Source organism: Pseudomonas sp. SDI (assembly GCF_003105155.1).
Lineage (GTDB): Bacteria > Pseudomonadota > Gammaproteobacteria > Pseudomonadales > Pseudomonadaceae > Aquipseudomonas.
Genome location: NZ_QETK01000004.1, coordinates 130398 through 150417, shown reverse-complemented (window position 1 = coordinate 150417; position 20020 = coordinate 130398). Strand labels below are relative to the sequence as shown.

The 20020-nt window shown below is 64.5% G+C and carries 17 protein-coding genes; 3 read left to right on the top strand and 14 right to left on the bottom strand.

What is annotated here, in order from left to right:
* Position 1: 1 nt before the first annotated feature.
* Positions 2 to 1243, bottom strand: a complete 1242-nt coding sequence (gene mexE / locus DCO48_RS04050; RefSeq protein WP_116549325.1) for a multidrug efflux RND transporter periplasmic adaptor subunit MexE — start codon at positions 1241 to 1243, stop codon at positions 2 to 4.
* A gap of 284 nt (positions 1244 to 1527) precedes the next feature.
* Here mexE and DCO48_RS04045 point away from each other — a divergent pair, with 284 nt between their 5' ends.
* From DCO48_RS04045 to DCO48_RS04035, 3 genes are all read left to right on the top strand, one after another.
* Entirely contained in the window at positions 1528 to 2553 is a 1026-nt protein-coding gene (locus tag DCO48_RS04045) for an RHS repeat-associated core domain-containing protein (RefSeq protein ID WP_256583963.1), read from the top strand.
* 235 nt (positions 2554 to 2788) lie between these two features.
* Positions 2789 to 3835: an RHS repeat-associated core domain-containing protein gene (locus DCO48_RS04040; RefSeq protein WP_133247584.1), complete on the top strand. Its 1047-nt coding sequence runs from the start codon at positions 2789 to 2791 to the stop codon at positions 3833 to 3835.
* A 603-nt stretch (positions 3836 to 4438) separates the two neighbouring features.
* Entirely contained in the window at positions 4439 to 5152 is a 714-nt protein-coding gene (locus DCO48_RS04035; RefSeq protein ID WP_116549322.1) for a 14-3-3 family protein, read from the top strand.
* Between the two features lie 104 nt (positions 5153 to 5256).
* Here DCO48_RS04035 and DCO48_RS04030 read toward each other — a convergent pair whose 3' ends face one another.
* From DCO48_RS04030 to DCO48_RS03970, 13 genes are read right to left on the bottom strand one after another with little or no spacing between them, the layout of a single operon-like run.
* On the bottom strand, positions 5257 to 6033 hold the full coding sequence (locus tag DCO48_RS04030) for a ChbG/HpnK family deacetylase (RefSeq protein ID WP_116549368.1): 777 nt from the start codon (positions 6031 to 6033) through the stop codon (positions 5257 to 5259).
* The gene (locus DCO48_RS04025; RefSeq protein WP_116549321.1) at positions 6005 to 7180 is read right to left on the bottom strand and encodes a GNAT family N-acetyltransferase; all 1176 of its coding nucleotides are present in this window, start codon (positions 7178 to 7180) and stop codon (positions 6005 to 6007) included. Before DCO48_RS04025 ends, DCO48_RS04030 begins: the two co-directional genes overlap by 29 nt.
* Before the next feature lie 3 nt (positions 7181 to 7183).
* Entirely contained in the window at positions 7184 to 7873 is a 690-nt protein-coding gene (locus DCO48_RS04020) for an N-acetyltransferase (RefSeq protein ID WP_116549320.1), read from the bottom strand.
* Between the two features lie 46 nt (positions 7874 to 7919).
* A complete protein-coding gene (locus tag DCO48_RS04015; protein ID WP_116549319.1) occupies positions 7920 to 9851 on the bottom strand; it encodes a hypothetical protein in 1932 nt (643 codons plus the stop codon).
* Positions 9848 to 11152 carry an oligosaccharide flippase family protein gene (locus tag DCO48_RS04010; protein WP_116549367.1) on the bottom strand — a complete coding sequence of 435 codons (1305 nt, stop codon included), beginning with the start codon at positions 11150 to 11152 and terminating at the stop codon, positions 9848 to 9850. Before DCO48_RS04010 ends, DCO48_RS04015 begins: the two co-directional genes overlap by 4 nt.
* Positions 11149 to 12159: a polysaccharide deacetylase family protein gene (locus DCO48_RS04005; RefSeq protein ID WP_116549318.1), complete on the bottom strand. Its 1011-nt coding sequence runs from the start codon at positions 12157 to 12159 to the stop codon at positions 11149 to 11151. The genes DCO48_RS04010 and DCO48_RS04005 overlap by 4 nt, the downstream gene beginning before the upstream one ends.
* 10 nt (positions 12160 to 12169) lie before the next feature.
* Positions 12170 to 13306, bottom strand: coding sequence for a glycosyltransferase (locus DCO48_RS04000; RefSeq protein WP_116549317.1), 1137 nt, complete (start codon positions 13304 to 13306; stop codon positions 12170 to 12172).
* Positions 13299 to 14267, bottom strand: coding sequence for a glycosyltransferase family 2 protein (locus DCO48_RS03995; protein ID WP_116549316.1), 969 nt, complete (start codon positions 14265 to 14267; stop codon positions 13299 to 13301). Before DCO48_RS03995 ends, DCO48_RS04000 begins: the two co-directional genes overlap by 8 nt.
* On the bottom strand, positions 14264 to 15634 hold the full coding sequence (locus tag DCO48_RS03990; RefSeq protein ID WP_116549315.1) for an O-antigen ligase: 1371 nt from the start codon (positions 15632 to 15634) through the stop codon (positions 14264 to 14266). Before DCO48_RS03990 ends, DCO48_RS03995 begins: the two co-directional genes overlap by 4 nt.
* On the bottom strand, positions 15631 to 16719 hold the full coding sequence (locus DCO48_RS03985; protein WP_371919480.1) for a glycosyltransferase family 4 protein: 1089 nt from the start codon (positions 16717 to 16719) through the stop codon (positions 15631 to 15633). Before DCO48_RS03985 ends, DCO48_RS03990 begins: the two co-directional genes overlap by 4 nt.
* Positions 16716 to 18305 carry a lipopolysaccharide biosynthesis protein gene (locus DCO48_RS03980; protein ID WP_116549314.1) on the bottom strand — a complete coding sequence of 530 codons (1590 nt, stop codon included), beginning with the start codon at positions 18303 to 18305 and terminating at the stop codon, positions 16716 to 16718. The genes DCO48_RS03985 and DCO48_RS03980 overlap by 4 nt, the downstream gene beginning before the upstream one ends.
* Positions 18306 to 18323: 18 nt before the next feature.
* Positions 18324 to 19349: a polysaccharide biosynthesis/export family protein gene (locus DCO48_RS03975; protein WP_116549313.1), complete on the bottom strand. Its 1026-nt coding sequence runs from the start codon at positions 19347 to 19349 to the stop codon at positions 18324 to 18326.
* A 23-nt stretch (positions 19350 to 19372) separates the two neighbouring features.
* On the bottom strand, positions 19373 to 20020 hold the full coding sequence (locus tag DCO48_RS03970; protein WP_116549312.1) for a CpsD/CapB family tyrosine-protein kinase: 648 nt from the start codon (positions 20018 to 20020) through the stop codon (positions 19373 to 19375).

Genomic DNA, 20020 nt, shown 5'->3' with positions numbered 1-20020 from the left:
CTTAACCGCGTGGAGTCGTGGCACTGGCGAGCTTGACCGTGGGGTTGACCACGGGTTTGCCCGGCAGGCTGGCTTCAAGTGCCTGGCGTTGTTGGGCGAGGGCGGCGAGGGTGGCTTCGCTGGCCATCGGCGTGTCCTGCGGGGTAACCGGCGAGCCGGGGCGTACCCGTTGCAGGCCCTTGACCACGATGCGGTCGTCCTTGCTCAGGCCGTTGCGCACGATGCGCAGGCCTTCGAGTTTTGGTCCCAGTTCGACGGCGCGGTAATCGGCCTTGTTGTCCTTGTCCATGACCAGCACGAACTTTTTCCCCAGGTCGGTGCCGACCGCTTCGTCGTTGATCAGCACGGCCGCGTAGGTGGCGCTGCCGACCAGTTTCAGGCGGGCATAGAGGCCGGGGGTGAATTCGCCGTTGCGGTTGTCGAACACTGCGCGGCCACGGATGGTGCCGGTTTTCGGGTTGACCTGGTTGTCGACGAAGTTCATCTGGCCCAGGTGCGGGTTGCCGGTTTCGTTGGACAGGCCCAGGTACACCGGGGTGCTCTGGCCGCGCTGGCCGTCGCGCGCCAACTGGGTGTACTTGAGGTACACGCGCTCGTCGGCGTCGAAGTAGGCGTACACCTTGTCGGTGGAGACCACGCTGGTGAGCGGGGTGACATCGGCGCTGACGATGTTGCCAGCGGTGAATTGGGCGCGGCTGACCCGGCCGGTAATCGGCGCGGTGACGCGGGTGAAGCTCAGGTTCAGGCGGGCCAGGTCCAGTTGCGCCTGGATCGCGGTAACCCCGGCGCGGGCTTCGGCGGCGGCGCTGGTGCGCGATTCGGCCAGCTCGGCGGAAATCGCATTGCTGCTGCGCAGGCGTTCGCCGCGCTGGGCTTCGTTGGCGCTGCGGATGGCGCTGGCGCGGGCTTGTTGCAGTTGCGCTTCGAGGCGGCGAACCTCGGCCTGGAACGGCCGCGGATCGATCTGGAACAGCAGGTCGCCTTTTTTCACCTGGGCGCCTTCGGTGAAGGCCACCTGGTCGATCTGGCCGGAAACCCGTGGACGCACCTCGACGGTTTCCGGCGCTTCCAGGCGGCCGGTGAACTCGTCCCATTCGTTGATGGGTTGTTCGATGACCTTGGCCACACTGACCTTGGGCGCGGCGGGCGCCTGTACCGCTTCCGGGGTGCGACCGCAGGCACTCATCACCAGCAGTGCCAGCGCGGCAAGTGGGTAGCGCAAGGGTTTGAGTGACTGTTCCATGGAGAACTCCGCCAAAATAGTGATAGTGGGCGGATTCTGCGAGTTGCCACTATCAACCACGAATCGAACGGGGCGAAGGTAACTATCATTCGGAATGATGGGCGGCGCGTTTGTGCCCGTTGGGCGTCGAACCTGACGTTTCCGATAGGTTTGGCCCGACCTGATAGTTTTGTCAGGTTTCAGCACTGGAATTCAGGTATTTAATCGGCGCTTCGTACAGAGGAACTTCGGGCGTCAGTTCGCGACCTTCTCGCTCGACTGTCGCCACTTGGAGATTGATGCCGATGACCCGCAAACGTCCTACATCTTCACGTGCCTATATTTACGATCAGCTCGACCGCCTGGTCGAACATCCCAGCGGAAAGTGCTTCTACCAGCAGGGGCGGCTGGTCACTGAACGCGACGGCACCTCGACGCGCAGCATGCTGCGTATCGACGATCAGCCCCTGGCGGTGCAGTCGTCGCAAGCGCTGCAGCTACTGGCTAGCGACCAGCCAGGTTCGGTGTTACGGGCACTCGGCGCCGAGCAGTCGAGCGGTTTCGCCTATACGCCGTATGGTTACTCTGCTGCCAGCAGCACTGAGCTGTGTCTGCTGGGCTTCAATGGCGAACGGCTCGAGCCGTTGACCACACATTACCTGGTGGGCAGCTACCGACTATTCAACACGCAGATCATGCGTTGCAACAGCCCAGACAACTTGAGTCCGTTCGGTCGCGGTGGGCTGAATGCCTACGCCTCGTACCTGAATAACCCGATCCGTTATGTGGACCGTGATGGGCATTCGGTTTTTAGCGGCTTGGCAAGGCTCCTGGGTTTTTCCGGTAGGACCGTGGGCGGCAAGGCTGCGACAAAGGTGCCTGAACTGTTCAAGCAGGGGGCATCTACCAGCAAGCTGGGAAAAATCTCTAAGGCAACCAGAGTCGATATCGATCAGGTGTTGAGCCAGCGTATAAGCGCGATGGGCGGTCTGAGCCAAGGTCCGGCTACATCTAATCTGAACAGGGCTTGGCTGAAACAGATGACGAACGTCAATGGGCCGACAGAGTCGGTAAAGGACGCATTGGGTAAAATACAGAGCGCCCAGGCCTATTTGGCCAACCCACCGACGTCGGCAAAGAATCTGATCAGCCATGAGTCGAAAACGGCCTTCCGCCAAGAGGCCAGTGCATTCCGGTTGAAACAGGCACAAAAGCAGGATCAAGCGATGGCCGACCTCAGAAACAGAATACGGGGTGGACGGAACAGAATGTTCATCGACCCCAGGAATGATCGCGACAGATTTCGCTACCACGACGACGGCCAGTTATAGACAGCCAAGGCAGCGTGTTACCGCCGGATCGTGACACGCTTGCGAAACGCTCACCGCCAGGGTCTCACTGGTTTGCTCCATGCGGTGTCTGCGCCATCTCTGTTCGTGCAGAACCTGGTATTTCTGTCAGGTTTCACAGCCAGGAAAGTAGCGTTAAATCGGTAGCAACGCAGGGGTGTCGGGCTTTGCCCAGTGGCCTCTTGCTCTGTGCCCGATCACGATCAGAGACCCGCCAATGAACTGTAAACGTGCAACGACTTTATCCTTACATCGCTATGACCCCCTGGACCGCATTGCCGCGCAGACAGTCAACGGCGCGTCGGTTCAACGCTTCTATCAGCAGGGGCGACTCGTCACCGAGACCGACAGCGCCGAGCAACGCAGTGTGCTGCGGGTTGACGACCAGCCGCTGGCCGTACAGACGCCAGAGCAGCGGCGGCTGCTGGTCACCGACCAGCCGGGCACGGTATTGCAGGCGCTCGGTGCCGAACAGTCGAGTGCCGTCGCTTACACGCCCTATGGCTTCTGTGTAGCCAGCAGCGGCGTGCAGAGTATGTTGGGTTTCAATGGCGAACGGCCCGACCCGATTACCGGACACTATCTGCTGGGTAATGGTTATCGGGCCTTCAATCCGGTCACCCTGCGCTGCAACAGTGCCGACAGTTTGAGCCCGTTCGACCGTGGTGGTTTAAATGCCTACGCCGCGTATATGAACAACCCGATCAGTTATGTGGATCGCGATGGGCATTCAGTATTCAGCGCGTTTCGCGCGTTGTTCGGGATCAAGTCGGGCTTGACTGTCGCCAGTAAACAGGCCGACCAGCTACCCACGCTGTTCAAGGCATCGAAGTCGGGCAAGTCCACGCTGTACGCCGCCACCGAAGCCGACAAGCGCAATCTGAGTATCGTGATCTCAGCAAGGGCCAAAGACACGACAGTCAAAATTAGCGACGAGCTGATAACACTGCGGGGCACCCCCAACCTCCTGCAGGCTAAAAAAGCCCGGGCGCTGGGAAGTCAGGTGTATGCAGCCTTCGGTAGTAAGCGCGCCAGTAGCGCAACCCTCAATCGTCAAGCACAGGAGGCGCAAGCCTATGTGGACGCTTTAGAAAATGGTCAAGAACTGATGTTGACCCGCTTGAGCAAGAAGCGGCTTTCCAACGAAGCTACGCTTTATGTGAGATTTTACCGAGACCAGAGAGCCATTCGAAGACTGCAAGATATGAGCCCTATAAGCAAGCGTAAGGCCCCCAAGGGCCAGCGCTATCAGTGGGAGCAGTAGCTCCCTGGGCGTGTTGCCATCACTCCGGGCGTTTCAAGCAACCACGAATCGAACCGGCGAAGGTAACTATCAATCGGAATGATGGGCGGCTCTGTACCTGACATGTTTACCCGGTGCGTACGGGGCCGAACCGTCCAACATTCCCCGGAACGGGTCGAACACGAATGTGCGGCGTTCCGATCCAGGCACCGGAGTCAACGCAGCGAGCCGCGCAGCGTCATCCGGCAACCGTCCGATCGGACCACAGGCCTGACCGGCATTCCACAGAACGTTGTCGTCAGTGACGAGGAGCAGATGGCCGCTGTGGTGTCTGGCGAAAAAGGCACGAACGGATACATCTTGCATGCCGTTTTGGCTAACGTATCCGGGCACTACCGGCCGACCGTCGTTCACCTTGCGTCGGCAGCGACAGGTTTGCGCCAGCTGGGTTTCGAACCTGACGTTACCGATAGGTTTGGCCCGACCTGATATTTTTGTCAGGTGTCAGCACTGGAGTAAGGGTGTTAAATCGGTGAAGCGTGAGCGGCGCTTTGCCGGTCGTTGGAAGCAGGGCTGGCCGCTATCAAGGCTATGTCACTGTTATCTTTTTGAAGAGGGTAAGTCATGGCAAGTTCTTTAGAGACCACTCTTTGCCAGGCCAAAATGGCTGAGCAGGCAGAGCGCTATGATGAAATGCTGGATATGCTTGTCGACGCGGCGATTGCTCCAGAGGATATGACGTTAAAAATAATGAATTTGCTCGTTGTGGCTGCCCAGAACAGTGTTGGCGCCAGGAGGCACTCAGTAGCTGTTATTGCGGCGCTGGAAGCAAGGGCAGAATCATATAATGATTCTGGTAGGGTCGAGTTGATAAGGGCGTATCGGCGCAAAGTCTATGCTGAAATGGAGCTAATTGTTACGGGTAAGGTTCTCCCCGTCATTGTGATGTATAAGAAAGCAACGGCTGTCGAGGTTGCTGTGCTTGCATGGAGGATGGAGGGTGATTATTACAGATATCTGCATGAATTCCAGACGGGTGTTGAACGGGACGTGTATGCCGAAAAAGCTTCGTCTGCCTATGTCAAAGCCATGGAGGTGGCCGGCAAGAACCTTGGTTCAATGAATTCAATAAGATTGGGCGTGGTGCTGAATTACTCTGCGTATTTGTATGAGGGGCTACAAAAGTTCAACGATGCAACCGCTTTGGCTACGGCTGCTTTTGAACTGGCAATGAAAGAATTAGAGGCCTCCGCTGGAGGGGGCGATGAGTGCAACGATGCAGTAGTGATGTTGCAATTGCTCCGGGACAATGTAACCCGCTGGCATGAATGTGCTTAGCAGGATGAAGCAGGCCGCTAGTTAAGGGCGTGATACAAGTACTGACGCACTGTCACTCATTGCACATCACTCCGGCATGTTAAATGAACACTGCGCATGTATTTTCAGTAAGGCTTGATCACGCCACAGGCCGCATACCCCACCCGTGGCACGCCTTTCAGGCGCTGTTCCAGCAGCGCCTGCAACGACTCGCCGCTGGCCAGGTAGGCATCGCCGAAGTCATGGCTGCCCAGTGCGCTTGGGTGGGCGACGATTTCCAGCACACCGTGCGCCGGTGCCAGGCCGTCGCGCAGGTCCACCGGGGTGCAGACAAAATCGGCGGTTACTCCGGCCAGCTGGCGCAAGCGCCGATTGAACAGGGTCTTGAACAGCCGTTTGGCCGGATTGAGGTTGCGCCCAAGGTTGCGCGCCAGGCGCACTGGCACGCCTTCACGAGCGGCAAAGCGCGCGACGATCTCGCCAATCGGCCAGATGTTGTGCACGTGCTGGTGGGAGTCCAGGTGGCTGGGCATCAGGCCCTGGTCCAGGCACTGCTGCCATTGCGCGATCAGTTCCTGTTCCACCGCCAGTCGTGCTTTGCGGCTCAGGTGCAAGCACGTGCGCGACAGGCCAAGGTTGAACTCGCCGCCCGGGCTGCAGAATTGCGCCAGCTCGCGGATCGGCGCACTCAGCGGCCGGCCATAGGTGAGGTTGAAATGCAGACCGATCCGCCCGCGCAGCGCCGGCTGCTGGGCCAGCGCGCAGGCGGCCTTGAACGCCGGCATGTTGGCCATGGCTGTGGCCGAACTGATCAGCCCACTGTGAAAGGCCCGCAGGATCACGGCGTTGGTGTGCTCGCTGAGGCCGAAATCGTCAGCGTTGACTATGACCCGGGATGGCATCCTGGCGCTCCTGTACGGATGGGGGAGGCAAATGTGTAGTTGCCGGCGCTGGCAGCGCCGCACGTTGCCGGGCCTTGAGCCACGGCTTCAACGGCTGCCACAGGCGCAGGGCCAGGCCCAGACACAGCCCCTGCGGGCGCCAGCTGTAGAAGCTGCACCGCAGGTGCTCGACCTGAGCGGTCATGCGTTCGTGCAGTTGATGGCTGGAATTCTCCAGGCTGACCCGCGACGCATCGATCCACTGCCAGCCATCGTCCAGGCCCCAGTCGATCCATTCCTGCAACAGCACGCGGCCACTACCGAGGTCGGCGTAGTGCGGCATGAAGGCCAGGTTGTAGTCATACAGCCGGCCACGCTCAAGCAGCCCGAGGCGGTAGCTGATGCAACGGCCATCGAGCTCCAGCACGACCAGGCGCAAGCGGCCCTCGCCGGCCAGCGCAGTGAAGGCCTGGAACACCCACTGGCGCTGCGGCTCGGCGCTGAAAATGCCGACGCCGTCGTCGCCTTTCCAGCTCACCGCTTCCACGGCGCTGACCGCTTGCAGCCAGTGTGCCGCGCTGTCGGCATCCGGGGTCACGCGGCGCACCTGGGCGCCGGCTGCGGCGATCCGTTTGCGTGCGCGGCGCAGCTTGTAGCGCGGGTCGCCACTGACTTCCTGGCGGTCGGCCGGGCTCAGTTGGTGCACGGGCACGCGGCAGGCGGTGCGCTGCTCATGGGTGGAACTGCGCGCCGCCCACTGCTGCAGCCAGGGCGAGTTGCCGGTAACTTCGTTGAGCTGCAGCAGCGCGTGCGGCAGCCGTCGACGGATCTCCCTGAGCACCTGCACGGCAGCGCCTGGTGGCGCGTCGATCAGCAGGCCGATGCGGTCGCTGAGCGGATAACCGAGGTGGCGTACCACGGCGAAACGCAACGGCCCATGCCGTTCGCTGCTGCGAATCAGCGGCAGGCACAGGCACAAATGCTCACCGTCGAAGCCGAGCAACACCTGCAAATGCTGTTCGCCCGACAACGCCCGCTCGGCCGCACGCAACCAGCCCAGGCTATTGAATGGCGTGCTGTCGGCGACGCGCTGGCGCAGTTGTTCGTAGGCGGTGGCGGGGAAACTGTCGGCGCACAGCGAAGTGCACCAGCTCAGGCGCAAACCCATGCTTCAGACCGCCGCTGCCGGGGCTTGCGCTGCGCGCGGCTTGCGCAGGGCATCCAGGCGCGAGCCGCTGTAGCGGGTTTCGCGGAAGAACTTCCAGCGCCGGAACAGGCAGTACACGTGGGTGATCCGCCCCTGCTCCTGATAGCCCATGCGCAGGTGCAGCTTCAGCGCCGGCACGTTGTGGGTTTCGCACACGTCCACGACCTTGTTGCAGCCCTGCGCGGCCATGGCCTTCCACAGGTCCAGTTGCAGGTCGACCGACAGCGTGGTGCCCCAGTAGGCGCGGCTCAGTTCGCCGCCGAATTCGAAGAACTCGCCCGGTTCCACCGGGAACCAGCAGCCATAATAGTGGCGGTCGTGGTAGTGGCGCAGGCTGCCCCAGATAAAGGCCACGACGTTGCCATCGCCGTCCAGGTGCATGACCCCGGTATGGCCCTCGGCGGCCAGCTCGCGCATGGTTTCGATGCGATCGCCGAAGTGCTTCGCAAAGGCCTGCACGTTATGCACGGTAATCGCCGTGCTGTGTGTCGGCGGGTAGGGCTTGAGTGTGTGCGGCGGAACCGGGCTGACCAGGTCGCGCTCCATCCACAGCAGCTCCCAGTGGTAGAACACGTAGTGTTTGAACGCGCTGTGCAGGCTGGCGCGCAGGCCTTTCTGCTGAATGCGTTGCTTGAACTCGCTCAAGGACTTCATGGCGCCTCCTGAAGTGGGCAACAAATACCAATGAACAGATCGGTTTTCATGGTGCGGTCCAACGCAGGGCAAACAGCGTCTGCCCGGGAACGTCGAACTGGTAGTGGCCCTGTTTGCAGTCGTACCTGGCGCTGCGGGGCTGGTTGTCCGGGCCAAACAGGGTCAAGGCCTGCGCGTCCTGTGGGCAGGTCAGGGTCGGGGTGGCGAGGCTTACTCGTTGCAGCCGCTCACCCTTGTTCACCCCAAGCAGGCTGCGTTGCCGGTCGCGGGCCATGGCCAGGGCGTCGACTTCGAAGGCGTCGTTGTCCAGTTGCAGCACCTGGTCGAGCCAGTGCTGCTGGATGAACTGCTGCGCCAGGCCCACCGGCTTGAGTTCGAAACGCTCGCCGCCGTCGAGTACGCGCAGCATGCCCTTGGGGTAGTTGGGTTCGTCGGCGATGTGGAACCAGTTGAGCATGTCGAGCAGGCCGTCCTGCGAGGCGTTGATCGCTACCGACGCCCACCACAGCGCGGCGTACTGGCTGTTCTGTTCGTACAGGCTGAGGCTGGAGCCGCTGGACAGGTTGGTCTGGTCGATCAGCAGGGCCTTGCGCGGCCGGCCCTGGGCATCGCGCCCGACCAGCTCGGCGGCCTGGCGCACGGCGTCGCGGTAGCTGCGGGTGGCAAGCAGGTCGCGGACCATCCATTCGTGCCAGGCCAAGGCATCGACCTCGGCGCCGAATTCGCCCAGCAGGTGCCGCGCCCAGTCGAGGCCGCGCAGGCTGTCGCTGTTGCCAGTCAGCGGACCGTTGACGAAGCGTGAGCTGGCCGGCAGGGCAATGCGCACGCCGGCTGCGCGGGCGCCGGGGTAATCGCGGACCTGCGCGAGCATCTGCGCGAAGAACTGCTGGAAGCTGGCGTAGTCGCGGTAGTTGAGGTTCGGCTCGTCGGCGAAGGCCAGGTAGTGCACGCCCTTGCCGCCCAGCCGCACGGTGGCGTCGAGCCAGGCGGCCAGCGCCTCGTGGCTGCTGGTGTCGGCGCGCAGATCGGCGCGCCGGCCGGTGGCGGCGAGCAGGGTGATGTCGTGGCGGATGCCGAAGCGTTCCTGGTACAGCGAGCGGAAGGCGTCCTCGTACTGCGGCTTGCGCGCCAGCACGTCGGTGAAACTGTAATAACCGGCCGCCTGCGGCTTGAGCGCATCGAGTACGGCAAAACTCGATGCAGGCGGCGTTAGGTACGGCAGGTTGGTGCCCAGCCGCGCCGTCGGCCCGAGCACCTTGCTGCCGCTACGCAGTTGCACCGTGCCGGGTTCCTGGCGCAGCGGGGCGAGGTCCTCTGGGCGCTGGGCGAACAGGTTGGCGCTGCCGTCGAGCCAGAACGCTGCCTTGCCGCGCCCGTGCAGATCGAGTTGCCAGATCTGGTCGCGCGGGCTGATCGGCAGGGCGACCTGCTCGAATTTCCAGTAGGCCGGGTTCTCTGCCAGGGTCAGGCGTACTTCGCTGCCGTCTTCCAGGCGCCGCGCGTGCAAGCCATCGACGCCACCGTGGTTCTTGCCGGCCAGGACCGCCTGCTCGCCGGCCGCAACGCGGAAGTACAACTGCGTGCCGGCGCCGACCTCCAGGCTGAAATGCACCTTGGCCGGGGCGAACAGGGCGTGGGTGCTGTCGCTGTAGTCGAGCTGGTAGCGGCGGAAGCTGTAGCCGGGAATTTCCACCCGGTAGTTGGCCGTGCTCGGCGCCAGCGGCCAGGCCAGCTGGCCGCGTACCTCGCGGGCGGCGATCAGGCGCTGGGCTTGCAGGCGGCCCTGGCCATCGAGGAGGAACACCTGTTCCTGATTGGCCTCGGCCTGCCAGGCCGGGACCCAGCTCAGTTGCAGGCTGTCGGCGCGCGGCGCGCTCAGGTACAGGCTGCCGTCGCGAATCCCCGGCCAGCTCCGGCTGCCGGCCTCGGCCGCCGTGGCCAACAGCAGGCCGCACAGCAGCGTCACCAGAGGGTTCATGCCGTTCTCCCGCGCAGCATCTGGCGCAGCGGCAGCAGGTCGCTGGGCAGGATGAACAGGGTGCGCAGCAGCGCCACGCCGCTGAGCTTGCAGTACAGCAACAACATCGCCACGGTTACCCCGAGGTAGGCGATGGACGAGGCTGCCGCCGCGCCGACGATGCCAAACGGTGGGATCAGCAGCACGTTGAGCAACAGGTTCAGCGCGGCGCCCACGCCCATCATCAGCGACACACTGCCGGGGCGGTTCTTGCCCAGCAGGTCCAGGCGCAGGATGCTCGCATAGCACAGCCCGAACAGCCCTGGCAGCAGCGCCAGCAGGGCTGGGTAGGCCGGCTGGTAGGCAGCGCCGAACAGGCTGACGATCAGCCATTCGCCGATCAGCGCCATGCTCAGGCAGGCGCCGAGCATCACCGTGGCGGTCAGGCGCAGGGCGAACGGGGTCAGCCGGTCCATGCCGGCGTCCTGTTGCAGCAGGCGCTTCATCAGCGGCGTGGTCACCGCCTCGGGGACGATCAGCAGCAGTTCGGCGGCAGCGCTGGCCATGGCGTAGTGGCCGAGCGCCGCGCTGCCGAGGAAGGCGCTGATAAACAGGTAGTCCGAGCGCAGGATCACCTGCTGGAACAGCAGGTCGGGGTGGCTCTTGGCGCTGTAGGCGAGCAGTTCGCGCTGACCGCTGCGGTCCCAGCACAGGCCGATCGGGTGATTGTGCCGCAACCAGAGCAGGCCGCCGAGCACCACGATGCCGATGCCCAGTAGCCAGCTGATCAGCGCCGCTTCCAGGGCCGCGTCCTTCCACATCCAGAACAGCGCGACGAACAGCAGCAGCGGTGCCAGCGATTCGCACAGGCGCAAGGCGTTGAAGGCGCCGACGCCGCCACTGGCGTTGTGCAGGGTCAGCAGGCCGCTCTTGAGCACGGTCAGCGGCACCGCCAGCAACAGCAGCCAGGCCAGCAGGCCGAGTTGCACGGTGACTTCGAGCGCGCTGCCGAACTCGCGCATCAGGCTCACGCAGATCAGGGTCAGGGCGGCGGCGGTCAGGCAACCGAAGATCAGCACCTGGCTCAGCAGCAGGCCCATCGCGCGCTGTTGTGCCGCCTGATAGCCGACCGCGCTGTTCAGCCCGCCGCTGGTGGCGGCGCTGATCAGCTCGGGCAGGGTGCTGAGCAGGGCGAACAGGCCGCGCTCGCTGGGCCCGAGAATGCGCGCCAGCAGCACGTTGCGCAGCAGGCGCAGGGCAATCATCGCCAGCCGCGTGCCCATGCTCAGCAGCAGGTGGCGCATATAGTGGCTGCGGCTCATGCGCGGCCCCCACGGCTGATGCGCCAGGCCAGCAACGACGGCCGGCACGCATTGCGCTGGCTGACGCCGATGCGCGGCAAGGCCAGCGGGTCGTCGCTGCCCTGGCAGATGCCGGCACGGGTGCTCAGGGCGAAGGGGTAGTGGTGCGCGGTCAGGCGCTGGCGCACGCGCAGGTCATGGTCGCCGTTGGGGTAGCAGTACACCGGCAGTGGATTGCGGCAGCCTTCCTGCAAGGCGTAATGGCTGCGGCTCAGTTCCTCCTCCAGGCGCCGCTCGTCGAGCCCCGGCAGTAGCGCGTGGCTGGCGCCATGCGGGCCGAAGCGGATCAGACCGGACGCTTCCAGCCAACGCACCTGCTGCCAGTCCAGCGCCTGCGGCAGGGAGTCGGCCGGGCAGGCGTCGGTGAGCATGTGCAGGGCCTGCGGGCTGAGGCTTTTCAGGCTTTGCAGGTAGCGCCCGAGGGCGTAGCTGCGGGCGTGTGGACGCTCGTTCATGAAGTACGCGGCCGGCAGCGGCCGCCCGGCCAGGCGCAGGGTTTCGATGATCTGCCGGCGTGCCGGCTCGCCGTGGCTGCCCCAGAGGGTTTCGCCGAGGCTTTCCCACCAGAAGCGCTGGCGGCTACCGATGTAGTCGGTAGAGAGGAAGATGCTCGCCGGCACCTGGTATTTCTGCAGCAAGGGGAAGGCGTTCAGGGCGTTGTCGCGCCAGCCGTCGTCGAAGGTCAGCGCCACCCGTGGTTTATCGCTGTCCTGGGCCTGGCCGTTGCCCTGCAGCAGCTCCATCAACGGCAGACAGTGGAAATGCCGTTGCAGCCAGCGCAGCAGCTTTTCGAACGCCTGCGGCCCAACGCACAGCTCGTTGCGATGTGGCAGCTCGGCACTGTGGTCGTCGGCCAGCACCCGGTGCAGCATCAGGATCAGCCCGGCGCCGCGCAGTTGCTGTCGGCCCATCGGCGAGTTGAGGTAGAGCCACCCGCTGGCCCGCTTGATACTGGTCTTGATCGGCATGGGCAGGTACTCAGCGGTTCTGGTCCGGGTTCCATTGGCTGTAACTGTGCCCGCGCAGGAACTGCCACAGGCCGACGCTCATGCCGGCCAGGGTCACCAGCACGAACGCCGCCAGGCGAAAGGGTTTGGGCAGCCGATGGCGCACATCGAGCAGGCCGGCAATGGCAATGCCGTAGCCGAGCAGTTGAGCGGCCAGGGTCAGCCGGTAGAAACCATGGACGTCAAGCAGCCACAGGTTGCTCAGCAGCAGCGGCAGCAACAGCACCGGCGCCAGCCGGCGGATCAGCTTGTGGCTGATCAGGGCAATCGCGTACAGGCCGTGACGCAACGGGTTGAGCAGTTCGCGCCGTGCGGCCAGGCTTTGCAGGCCGCCGACGGTCACCCGCTGGCGGCGGCGGAACTGCTTGTCGGCCGCGTCGACGCCCTGGTCGAGCACCTGTGCCGCTTCGACGTAGACAATCCGCTTGCCGGCGGCCGGCGCGCAGGTGCTGATAAAGAAGTCGTCGTTGACGTGTGCGGGGATCTTCTCGAACAGCTCGCGGCGTAGCGCCAGTAATGCCCCGTCGGCCGAGACCATGCAGCCGATGCGGTTCTCGACTCGCCGTACCCAGGCTTCATAGTGCCGGTAGAGGCTGTCGCCGAGGCTCAGGCCCTTGCCCGGGTTGGGAATGATCATGTGCCCGGCGCAGCCGCCCACCTCGCTGTCGGCCAGCGGCGCCAGCAGCAGGCGCAAGGTGTCGTCGGCCCATTGGTTGTCGGCGTCGGTGAATACCAGGACGTCGCCAGTGCACTGGCTGACCGCCGTGTTCAGCGCCGCCGCCTTGCCGATCCGTGGCAAGTCGAGCAGCTGGATGCGTGGGTCGGCGACGCGGCGTGCGCAGGCCACGGTCTGGTCGCTGGAGCCGTCGCTGGCCAGCACCAGCTGCAGGCTGCGGGCGTGGTAGTCCTGGCCGAGCACGCTGTGCAGTTTCTGTTCGATATGCCGTTGTTCGTTGTGCGCGGCGATCACCACGCTGACCGCCAGCGGCACCTGGGGGGGCACACGGCGGCGCGGAAACAGCGGCGCGGCCAGGCTCAGCAGCAGCGGGTAACCCAGCCAGGCGTAAAGCGGCAGCAGCAGGCACAGCCAGAAGATGAGCTCAGCCACGGGCGGGCCTCCTTGCGTTCCAGTTGAACAGGCTCAGGGCAAACGCCGCGCCGGCCAGGTGCAGGCGGATCCAGTGCAGGCCCCAGAGTTGCAGGGCGAACAGCAGGTCGCGGTGGCTCAGGCTCTGGCGCAGGCTCAGGGCCAGCGCCGGCAGGCTGGTGATGAACAGCATCAGCAGGGCGTGATGCGGGTAGCCGTCAAACAGTGCCGACAGCGCCAGCGCATCGAGCACCCAGGCCACCAGCGATAGCAGCGGAAAACGCAGCAGGCGCAGGCTCACGCCGTTGCTGCGCAGCAGTTGCAGGTGGCTGCCCTGGCGCCACATTTCCTTGCCCAGCCATTCGCCCCAGCTGCCCTCGAAGCCCCAGTGCAGCGCCACCGGCTCGCGCAGGGCCAGCAGACGGGCGCCGGCGGCCCCCAGGCGCAGGGTGAAGTCCTTGTCTTCGCCGGTGCGCAGGTGCTCGTTGAAGCCGCCGACCTGTTCGAACCAGCGGCGCTCCAGCAGCAGGTTGGGGCTCGGCAGCCACTGCATGGCATGCAGCGTCGGCTGTCCGGCGCGCAGCGTGCGGCGTTGCCAGGCATAGGCGAACCAGGGCGCCTGACGTGGGGTGTCGCAGTCCAGCGCAAAGACGTCGCCGCGACCTGCTTCATGCAATTGCAGCAGCAGGCTCAGCCAGTTTTCCGGGACCTCGATATCGGCATCCAGAAACGCCAGCCAGCGTCCGCTGCTGGCCCGTGCGCCGGCGTTGCGCAACGCGCCGATGGTCAGGCCCGGACGGCTCAGCACCTCGGCGCCGAGGCTGCGGGCCAGTTGCGGGCCGTCGTCGCGCGAGCCGTTGTCGACCACGATCAGTTGGCATTCAAGCCCGGCGCGTTGCGCGGCCTGGCGCGCGGCTGCCAGGGTGCGGCCGATATGCCGGGCCTCGTTGAACATCGGGATGACGATGCTCACCGCGCTCATGGCTGTACCTGTGCGGGCCGGGCCTGCTCGGCCTGCAGGCGCAGCACGCTGCTCAGGGCAAGCATGATCCACAGGTATTTGTGGTTGGGGGCGCTGAGGAACATCAGGAACAGGCCGATCGACAGCATGCTCATGCTCAGGTGGGTGAGCAGGTCGGCCTGCTCCCCTGCATGCTTCTGCAACCACAGCTGGCGCGCGGCCCAGAGGTTGCGCAGGGCCAGGGCAATCATCCCGACGAACAGCAGGCCGCCGGGAATGCCGATTTCGCTGAACAGTTCCAGGTAGGTGTTGTGCGCACGCCGATAGAGATCGGTGATCTTGCGGTTGGCCGAGAACGCCTTGGCGTAGCCGGTGGTGGCGTAATGCAGGGGGAAGGTGCCGGGGCCGGAGCCGAGCAGTGGGTTCTCCTTGATCATGGCGCTACCGACCACGATGTACGAGGCGCGCCGGCCCAGCGAGTCGTCTTCGTGGGCGTTTACCCCGGACTTGAGCACGCTCAGCGACTGGATCCGCTCGACGTAGCCCGCCGGCATCAGCGCCACGGCCACGGGCAGGAATAGCGCCAGGCCGAGCATGGCGAAGCCCAGGTGCCGTGGGCGGAAGCGGCCGAGCTGGCCACGGTAGTGATAGAGGCCGATGCCCAGGCTGGTGAGCAGCACCACCAGGCCCGAGCGCGATTCGGTCTTGGTCATCCCGGCCAGCAGCAGGAAGCTGATCGCCAGCCAGAACAGCCGCTGGCGCAGGTTCGGGCTCTTGATCAGCAGCCACATCGCCAATGGCACGGCAAAGGCGATCAACATGGCGAACACGTTGGGGTCGTCGAGCAGGCCGGAGGCGCGGCCCTGGTCCTGGTATTTGCTCGAGAACATCGCCAGCGCGCAGGTGGTCGCCACGCTCAGCGAGACCAGTCGGGCGAGGATCGGCAGGTTGATCTCGCGGCCGACCAGCAGGGTGATGACGAACAGCAGCCAGCCGATCAGCAGCTCGCGCAGGTGCCCGGCAGACATCTCCAGGTTCTCGCTGGCCCAGAAGCTCAGCAGGTACAGCGCGACAAACGGGATCAGCAAGCGCCAGAGGTTGCTGCGCAGGCGCTCGGCGGGCAGCGCGCCGACCGCCAGTTGCAAGGCCAGGATCACCAGCAGCGAGGCGCCCAGCAGCTTGGCGGCGGAAAGGTCGCTGTCTTTGAAGAAGCCTTCGAACGGCACCAGCGCGATGATCGCGATCAGGCCCCAGGCCGGGCGCCGGTACAGCAGCAGGAAGCCGCCCAGGCCGATCACCGCGCCGGGCGCCAGGTATGGCCAGGGGCTGGCCAGCAGGCCAAGGCAGAGCAGGGCAACCAGGCTCACCAGCGATACGGGCACGATCATGCGCAAGCCTCCGAGGTCGCGCCCAGGTAAACCTTGGACCAGCGCTGGGCGAGGGTGGGCAGGTGGTAGCGTTCACGTTGCGTACGGCGCGCCTGGGCGACCAGTTCGGCGGCCTGGGCCGGGTCCCGGTACAGCGCTTCCAGCTGGCTGGCCAAGTGTTCGACCGCCAGCGGCCGGGCGAGCAAGCCGCTGCGCCCGTCTTCGATGACATCGGGGATGCCGCCGACGGCGAAAGCCACCACCGGCACGCCGTCCTGCATGGCTTCGAGCAGGATCATCGGCGTACCTTCGGTGCGCGAGCTGATCACCAGCGCATCGAGGCGTGCCATCCAGCTGCGCATATCGTGCTGAAACCCCGGCAAGCTGATCCGCGCCTGCAAACCGGCGGCGTCGATCCGCGCCTGCAGGCTGGCGCGTTCCGGGCCGTCGCCGAGCATCACCGCATTCAACTGCGGGTGCTGTTGGCACAGCGGAATCAGGGTGTCGAGAAACAGGTCCGGGCCTTTCTCGCTGCTCAGCCGGCCGACATAACCGGCCAGCCAGGCCCCGCCCGGATGCCCCCGCGCCGGCAGCGCGGTGCCTTCGGGCAGGCCATTGGGGATCACGTTGAGCTTGGCGTTGGCGACGCCGGCCTGGCGGTGCAGGTTGGCGATACTTTCGGCCACGCAGACCACCTGAGCGACACGCGGCGTGCGGCACAGCTGCAGGCTCAGCCAGGTGTAGAAGCGCTGTTTGCGGCTGCGCGGGGTAAACCCGTGCTGGGTAATCACCAGCGGCAGGCGCAACAGGCCCGCCGCCAGCCAGCCAAACAACAGGCCCTTGAAGTTGTGCGTATTGATCAGTGGCCGCTCGCCACGGCGCCGGCGCAGGTGCGCCAGCAGTGCGGGCAGCCCGTTGCAACCCTGGCCGTCGACCCCGGCGGCGCGAAAGCGCGCCACCAGTTCGGCCGGGGCATCGAGGAACAGCACCTGGTGCTGCCCCGGGGTGACCAGGCAGTGGTCGAGCAGCATGCGCTCGGCGCCGTAGAAACCGCCACTGCTGAGCAGGTGGACGATGGGCGGCCCGGGCGGTTGTGCGCTGTTCAATTGCGCACCCAGTGCAACAGCCGTGGCAGCGACCAGCCGCTATACGGGTTGGGCTGTTCCGGGGTCTGGTCGTTGATCACCAGCAGCACCGGCAGGCCGAGCTGATGGCTGAGCTGCGCCGGATGCTTGAAGCGATGGTCGAAGAACTCGCGCACATAGACCAGGGCAATCGCCAGCAGCAGGCCAGTGAGCAGTCCGAACGGGATGATCAGCAGCGGTTTCGGGAACGCCGGATCGCTCGGTTCGTACGGTGCGCTGAGGATCCGCGCGTTCGACAGGTTGTCTAGTTGGCCCTGGCTGCGGCTTTCTTCGTAGCGCTGGGTGTAGGTGAAGAAGGCCTTGTGCAGCGCGTCGATCTCGGTGTCGAGCTGGCGTGCCTTACTCTGGGTTTCCTGCAACTGGTGCACGCGGTCCTTGTAGTCGGCGATGCGCTGGGTTTTCTGCGCGATCACCTCCTGCACCACGCCGAGGTCACGTTCGCGTTCCTGGATACGGTTGTCGACGATCTTCAGGAACTGCTGGCGGGTCCGGGCGATCTGCTCGCGCTGCAGCAGCATCGGCTCGCTGCCCGGCTGAAACACCGCTAGGTCGCTGCCGTAGCGCGACACCTGGGTGGTCAACTGCTCGCCGAGTTGCTTGATCTCGCGGTCCTCGAAGGCCACGTTGTCGACGGTGGTGGTGAAGGTGTAGGGGAAGGTGTAGTCGTTGAGCTTGTTGCTGCTGGCCGCGGCCCGGCTGGTCTTGAGGTAGTCGAGCCAGTTCTGGCTTTGCAGCAGGCGGTCGCGGAACAGGTTGAGCGCCTGTTCTTCGGTGTTGATCGCGTTCAGGCGGAAGGTGATCTCTTCTTTCGGATCGGACGACGCCACGCTTTCCAGCAGGCCCAGGCGCTTGCTTTCCAGATCGTCCATGCGCGTCTGGTATTGCAGTTTTTTCTGCTCGTAGAAGGTTTCCGGCAACTCGTTGGATTGCAGGTCCTGGCGGTTTTTCAGAAAGTTGTCGAGCAGGCGCTTGACGAACAGCGTGCCCACCGCCGGGTCGGGGAAGCTGTAGGTGACCGAAATCACGTTGGAGCCGGGCAGGGTTTCCACCTTCAGGCTTTTCACCGCCTGCTCGGTCAGTGCGTCGAGCTGGGTGTCCCGCACCGGATCCACCTCAAGCCCGAGCAGGTGCCGCGCCGGGTTGATCAGGTACTCGCGCAACGGGTTGACCACAAAGCGCCGCAGCGGCCCGAACAGCAGGCTTTCCATAACCCCGGGGCTGGTCTGGTAGGTGCCTTCGGCGCGCAGCTGGTTGATCGTCTGGCGAATCAGCGTCGGCGAACGGAGGATGTTGCTCTCGGTTTCCATGTCCGCCAGCGACGGCGGGATGAACTTGTCGGTTTCCTGCTGCAGGGTGGTGTTGGTGTCGCTTTGCGAGAGCTTCTTCGACTGCACGATCACCTCGGCGGTGATATCGAAGCTCTGTTTCAGGAACAGCGGCAGCAACAGCGTCAGCACCGCGAACACCAGGAACACACGCTTCACCAGTTGCCGGTTGGCGAAGAAGATCCGGAAGAATTCGTGCAGGTAGTTCTCTTTGGGATTCATGCTCGGGTACCCGCCTGATTAGTTGTTGCTGCCTTTGTTGTCGACGCGATAGGCGAAGCTGAAGCCGACACCCTGGAACAGCACCACATCGGCCAGTTGCCGGGCCAGTTCGCCGGCGCTGGCCAGGCGGGTCTTGGGCACGTAGAGCATGTCGTCCGGTTGCAGGTAGGCGACTTGCGCGGCGTTGGCGTCGAGGGCCTCCTCGACGTTGTAGGGCACCGCCTGCACCTGGTTGCCGGTACGCCGCATGATCACCACCGAATCGAGCCGCGCCTTGATGCTCGGGCCGCGCGCCAGGGTCAGCGCTTCGAGCACCGACACCGGCCGGCGGATCGGGTAGCTGCCGGGCTGGCCGACTTCGCCGAGCACGTAGATCTCGTTGACTGCGGTGGACTTGAGCAGCACGTCGACGGTCATCCGCCCCGGCAGGTCGGCATAGCGCTTGTTCAGGTAGGTTTCCAACTGGTTGACGGTCATGCCTTGCAGCGCAATCGAGCCGATTTCCGGGAAGCTGGCGTGGCCGTCGGTGCCCACGGTGATTTCCCGGCTCATGCCGGTGCCGGGGTGGTTCAGCGCGCTTTTCAGGTTCTGTTCGTTGGTCAGCGGGCTGATCACCTGCACGGTGAGCTGGTCGCGGTTGCGCTGGAACAGGCTCTTGTTGCGGTAGGCCTGCTGGATCGCCGCGCGGGCCTGATCCGGGGTCAGCCCGGCGACTTTCACCGAGGTATTGGCGCTGGGCAGTTCGATGCTGCCATCGGGCAGCACCAGCTGGTTGCCGTTGAGCGAGCTGGCGGCCATGAAGCTCAAGCCGACGGTGTCGCCGGACTGGATGCGGTACACGTCCGAGCCGCTGGTGCTGATATGGAAGATCACATCGAGCACGTCCTGCGGCCGCAGCACCTGTTCGCTGCGCGGCAGCTCGGTGTCCTGGGCGTTGGCCGGCGCGGCGGTGAGGATCTGCACCGGCATCTGTCTGGCTTCCTGGGTGGTGCATGCCGCCAGGGGCAGCAGCGCAAGCAGGGAAAACAAGGTTCTTGCGTTCATGTCGTCGTCCTGTGCGGGGCTGCTCAGAGGTTGTTGTAAAGCCACTTGGGCATGTAGTACTTGCGCTTGTTGAACACGCTGCCGATCAGCTTGGCGCCGGCCTGGCTGAGGCGCTGGGCGGCGGCCTGGGCCACTTCCCAACGGGTGTCCTCGGCCTTGACCACCAGGATCACGCCATCGACCAGGGTGCCGATCACCAGGCTGTCGGGGCTGGCGTAGATCGCTTCGCCATCGATCACCACGAAACGGTACTGATCGCTCAGATGGCGCAGCAGGACCCGCAGCAGGTCGGGGTTGAGGCGTTCCTTGCCGCGTTTGTGGATGCCGGCCGGGAGGATGTCGAATGGCTGGTCGGACAGGCGCACGATGCAGTCCTGCAGCAGGGGCGGGGTGTCCATGTCGAACATCAGGTCGCTGAAGCCACGCTGTTTCTCCAGTTTCAGCTGCTGGCTGAGGCTGTTGCCCGAAGGGCTGCCGTCCACCAGCAACACCGAAGCGCCGCTCATCAGCGCCAGCTGGCTGGCGAAGGCCAGGGTGCTGGTGCTGGTGCCGCTGCCGGTGTTGGCCGCCGTCAGGAGCAGCGTGCGCTGGTCCTCGTCGAGCACGGTGGAGGTCAGGTTGGTTTCGCTTGGCGTAGCGATGGTCAAACTTCTCGAAGTAGAACCGTCCAT

Bases quoted from the DNA above. Each gene is read 5' to 3' on its own strand.
- mexE (WP_116549325.1), bottom strand. From the start codon at position 1,243: ATGGAACAGTCACTCAAACCCTTGCGCTACCCACTTGCCGCGCTGGCA.
- DCO48_RS04045 (WP_256583963.1), top strand. From the start codon at position 1,528: ATGACCCGCAAACGTCCTACATCTTCACGTGCCTATATTTACGATCAG.
- DCO48_RS04040 (WP_133247584.1), top strand. From the start codon at position 2,789: ATGAACTGTAAACGTGCAACGACTTTATCCTTACATCGCTATGACCCC.
- DCO48_RS04035 (WP_116549322.1), top strand. From the start codon at position 4,439: ATGGCAAGTTCTTTAGAGACCACTCTTTGCCAGGCCAAAATGGCTGAG.
- DCO48_RS04030 (WP_116549368.1), bottom strand. From the start codon at position 6,033: ATGCCATCCCGGGTCATAGTCAACGCTGACGATTTCGGCCTCAGCGAG.
- DCO48_RS04025 (WP_116549321.1), bottom strand. From the start codon at position 7,180: ATGGGTTTGCGCCTGAGCTGGTGCACTTCGCTGTGCGCCGACAGTTTC.
- DCO48_RS04020 (WP_116549320.1), bottom strand. From the start codon at position 7,873: ATGAAGTCCTTGAGCGAGTTCAAGCAACGCATTCAGCAGAAAGGCCTG.
- DCO48_RS04015 (WP_116549319.1), bottom strand. From the start codon at position 9,851: ATGAACCCTCTGGTGACGCTGCTGTGCGGCCTGCTGTTGGCCACGGCG.
- DCO48_RS04010 (WP_116549367.1), bottom strand. From the start codon at position 11,152: ATGAGCCGCAGCCACTATATGCGCCACCTGCTGCTGAGCATGGGCACG.
- DCO48_RS04005 (WP_116549318.1), bottom strand. From the start codon at position 12,159: ATGCCGATCAAGACCAGTATCAAGCGGGCCAGCGGGTGGCTCTACCTC.
- DCO48_RS03995 (WP_116549316.1), bottom strand. From the start codon at position 14,267: ATGAGCGCGGTGAGCATCGTCATCCCGATGTTCAACGAGGCCCGGCAT.
- DCO48_RS03990 (WP_116549315.1), bottom strand. From the start codon at position 15,634: ATGATCGTGCCCGTATCGCTGGTGAGCCTGGTTGCCCTGCTCTGCCTT.
- DCO48_RS03980 (WP_116549314.1), bottom strand. From the start codon at position 18,305: ATGAATCCCAAAGAGAACTACCTGCACGAATTCTTCCGGATCTTCTTC.
- DCO48_RS03975 (WP_116549313.1), bottom strand. From the start codon at position 19,349: ATGAACGCAAGAACCTTGTTTTCCCTGCTTGCGCTGCTGCCCCTGGCG.
- DCO48_RS03970 (WP_116549312.1), bottom strand. From the start codon at position 20,020: ATGGACGGTTCTACTTCGAGAAGTTTGACCATCGCTACGCCAAGCGAA.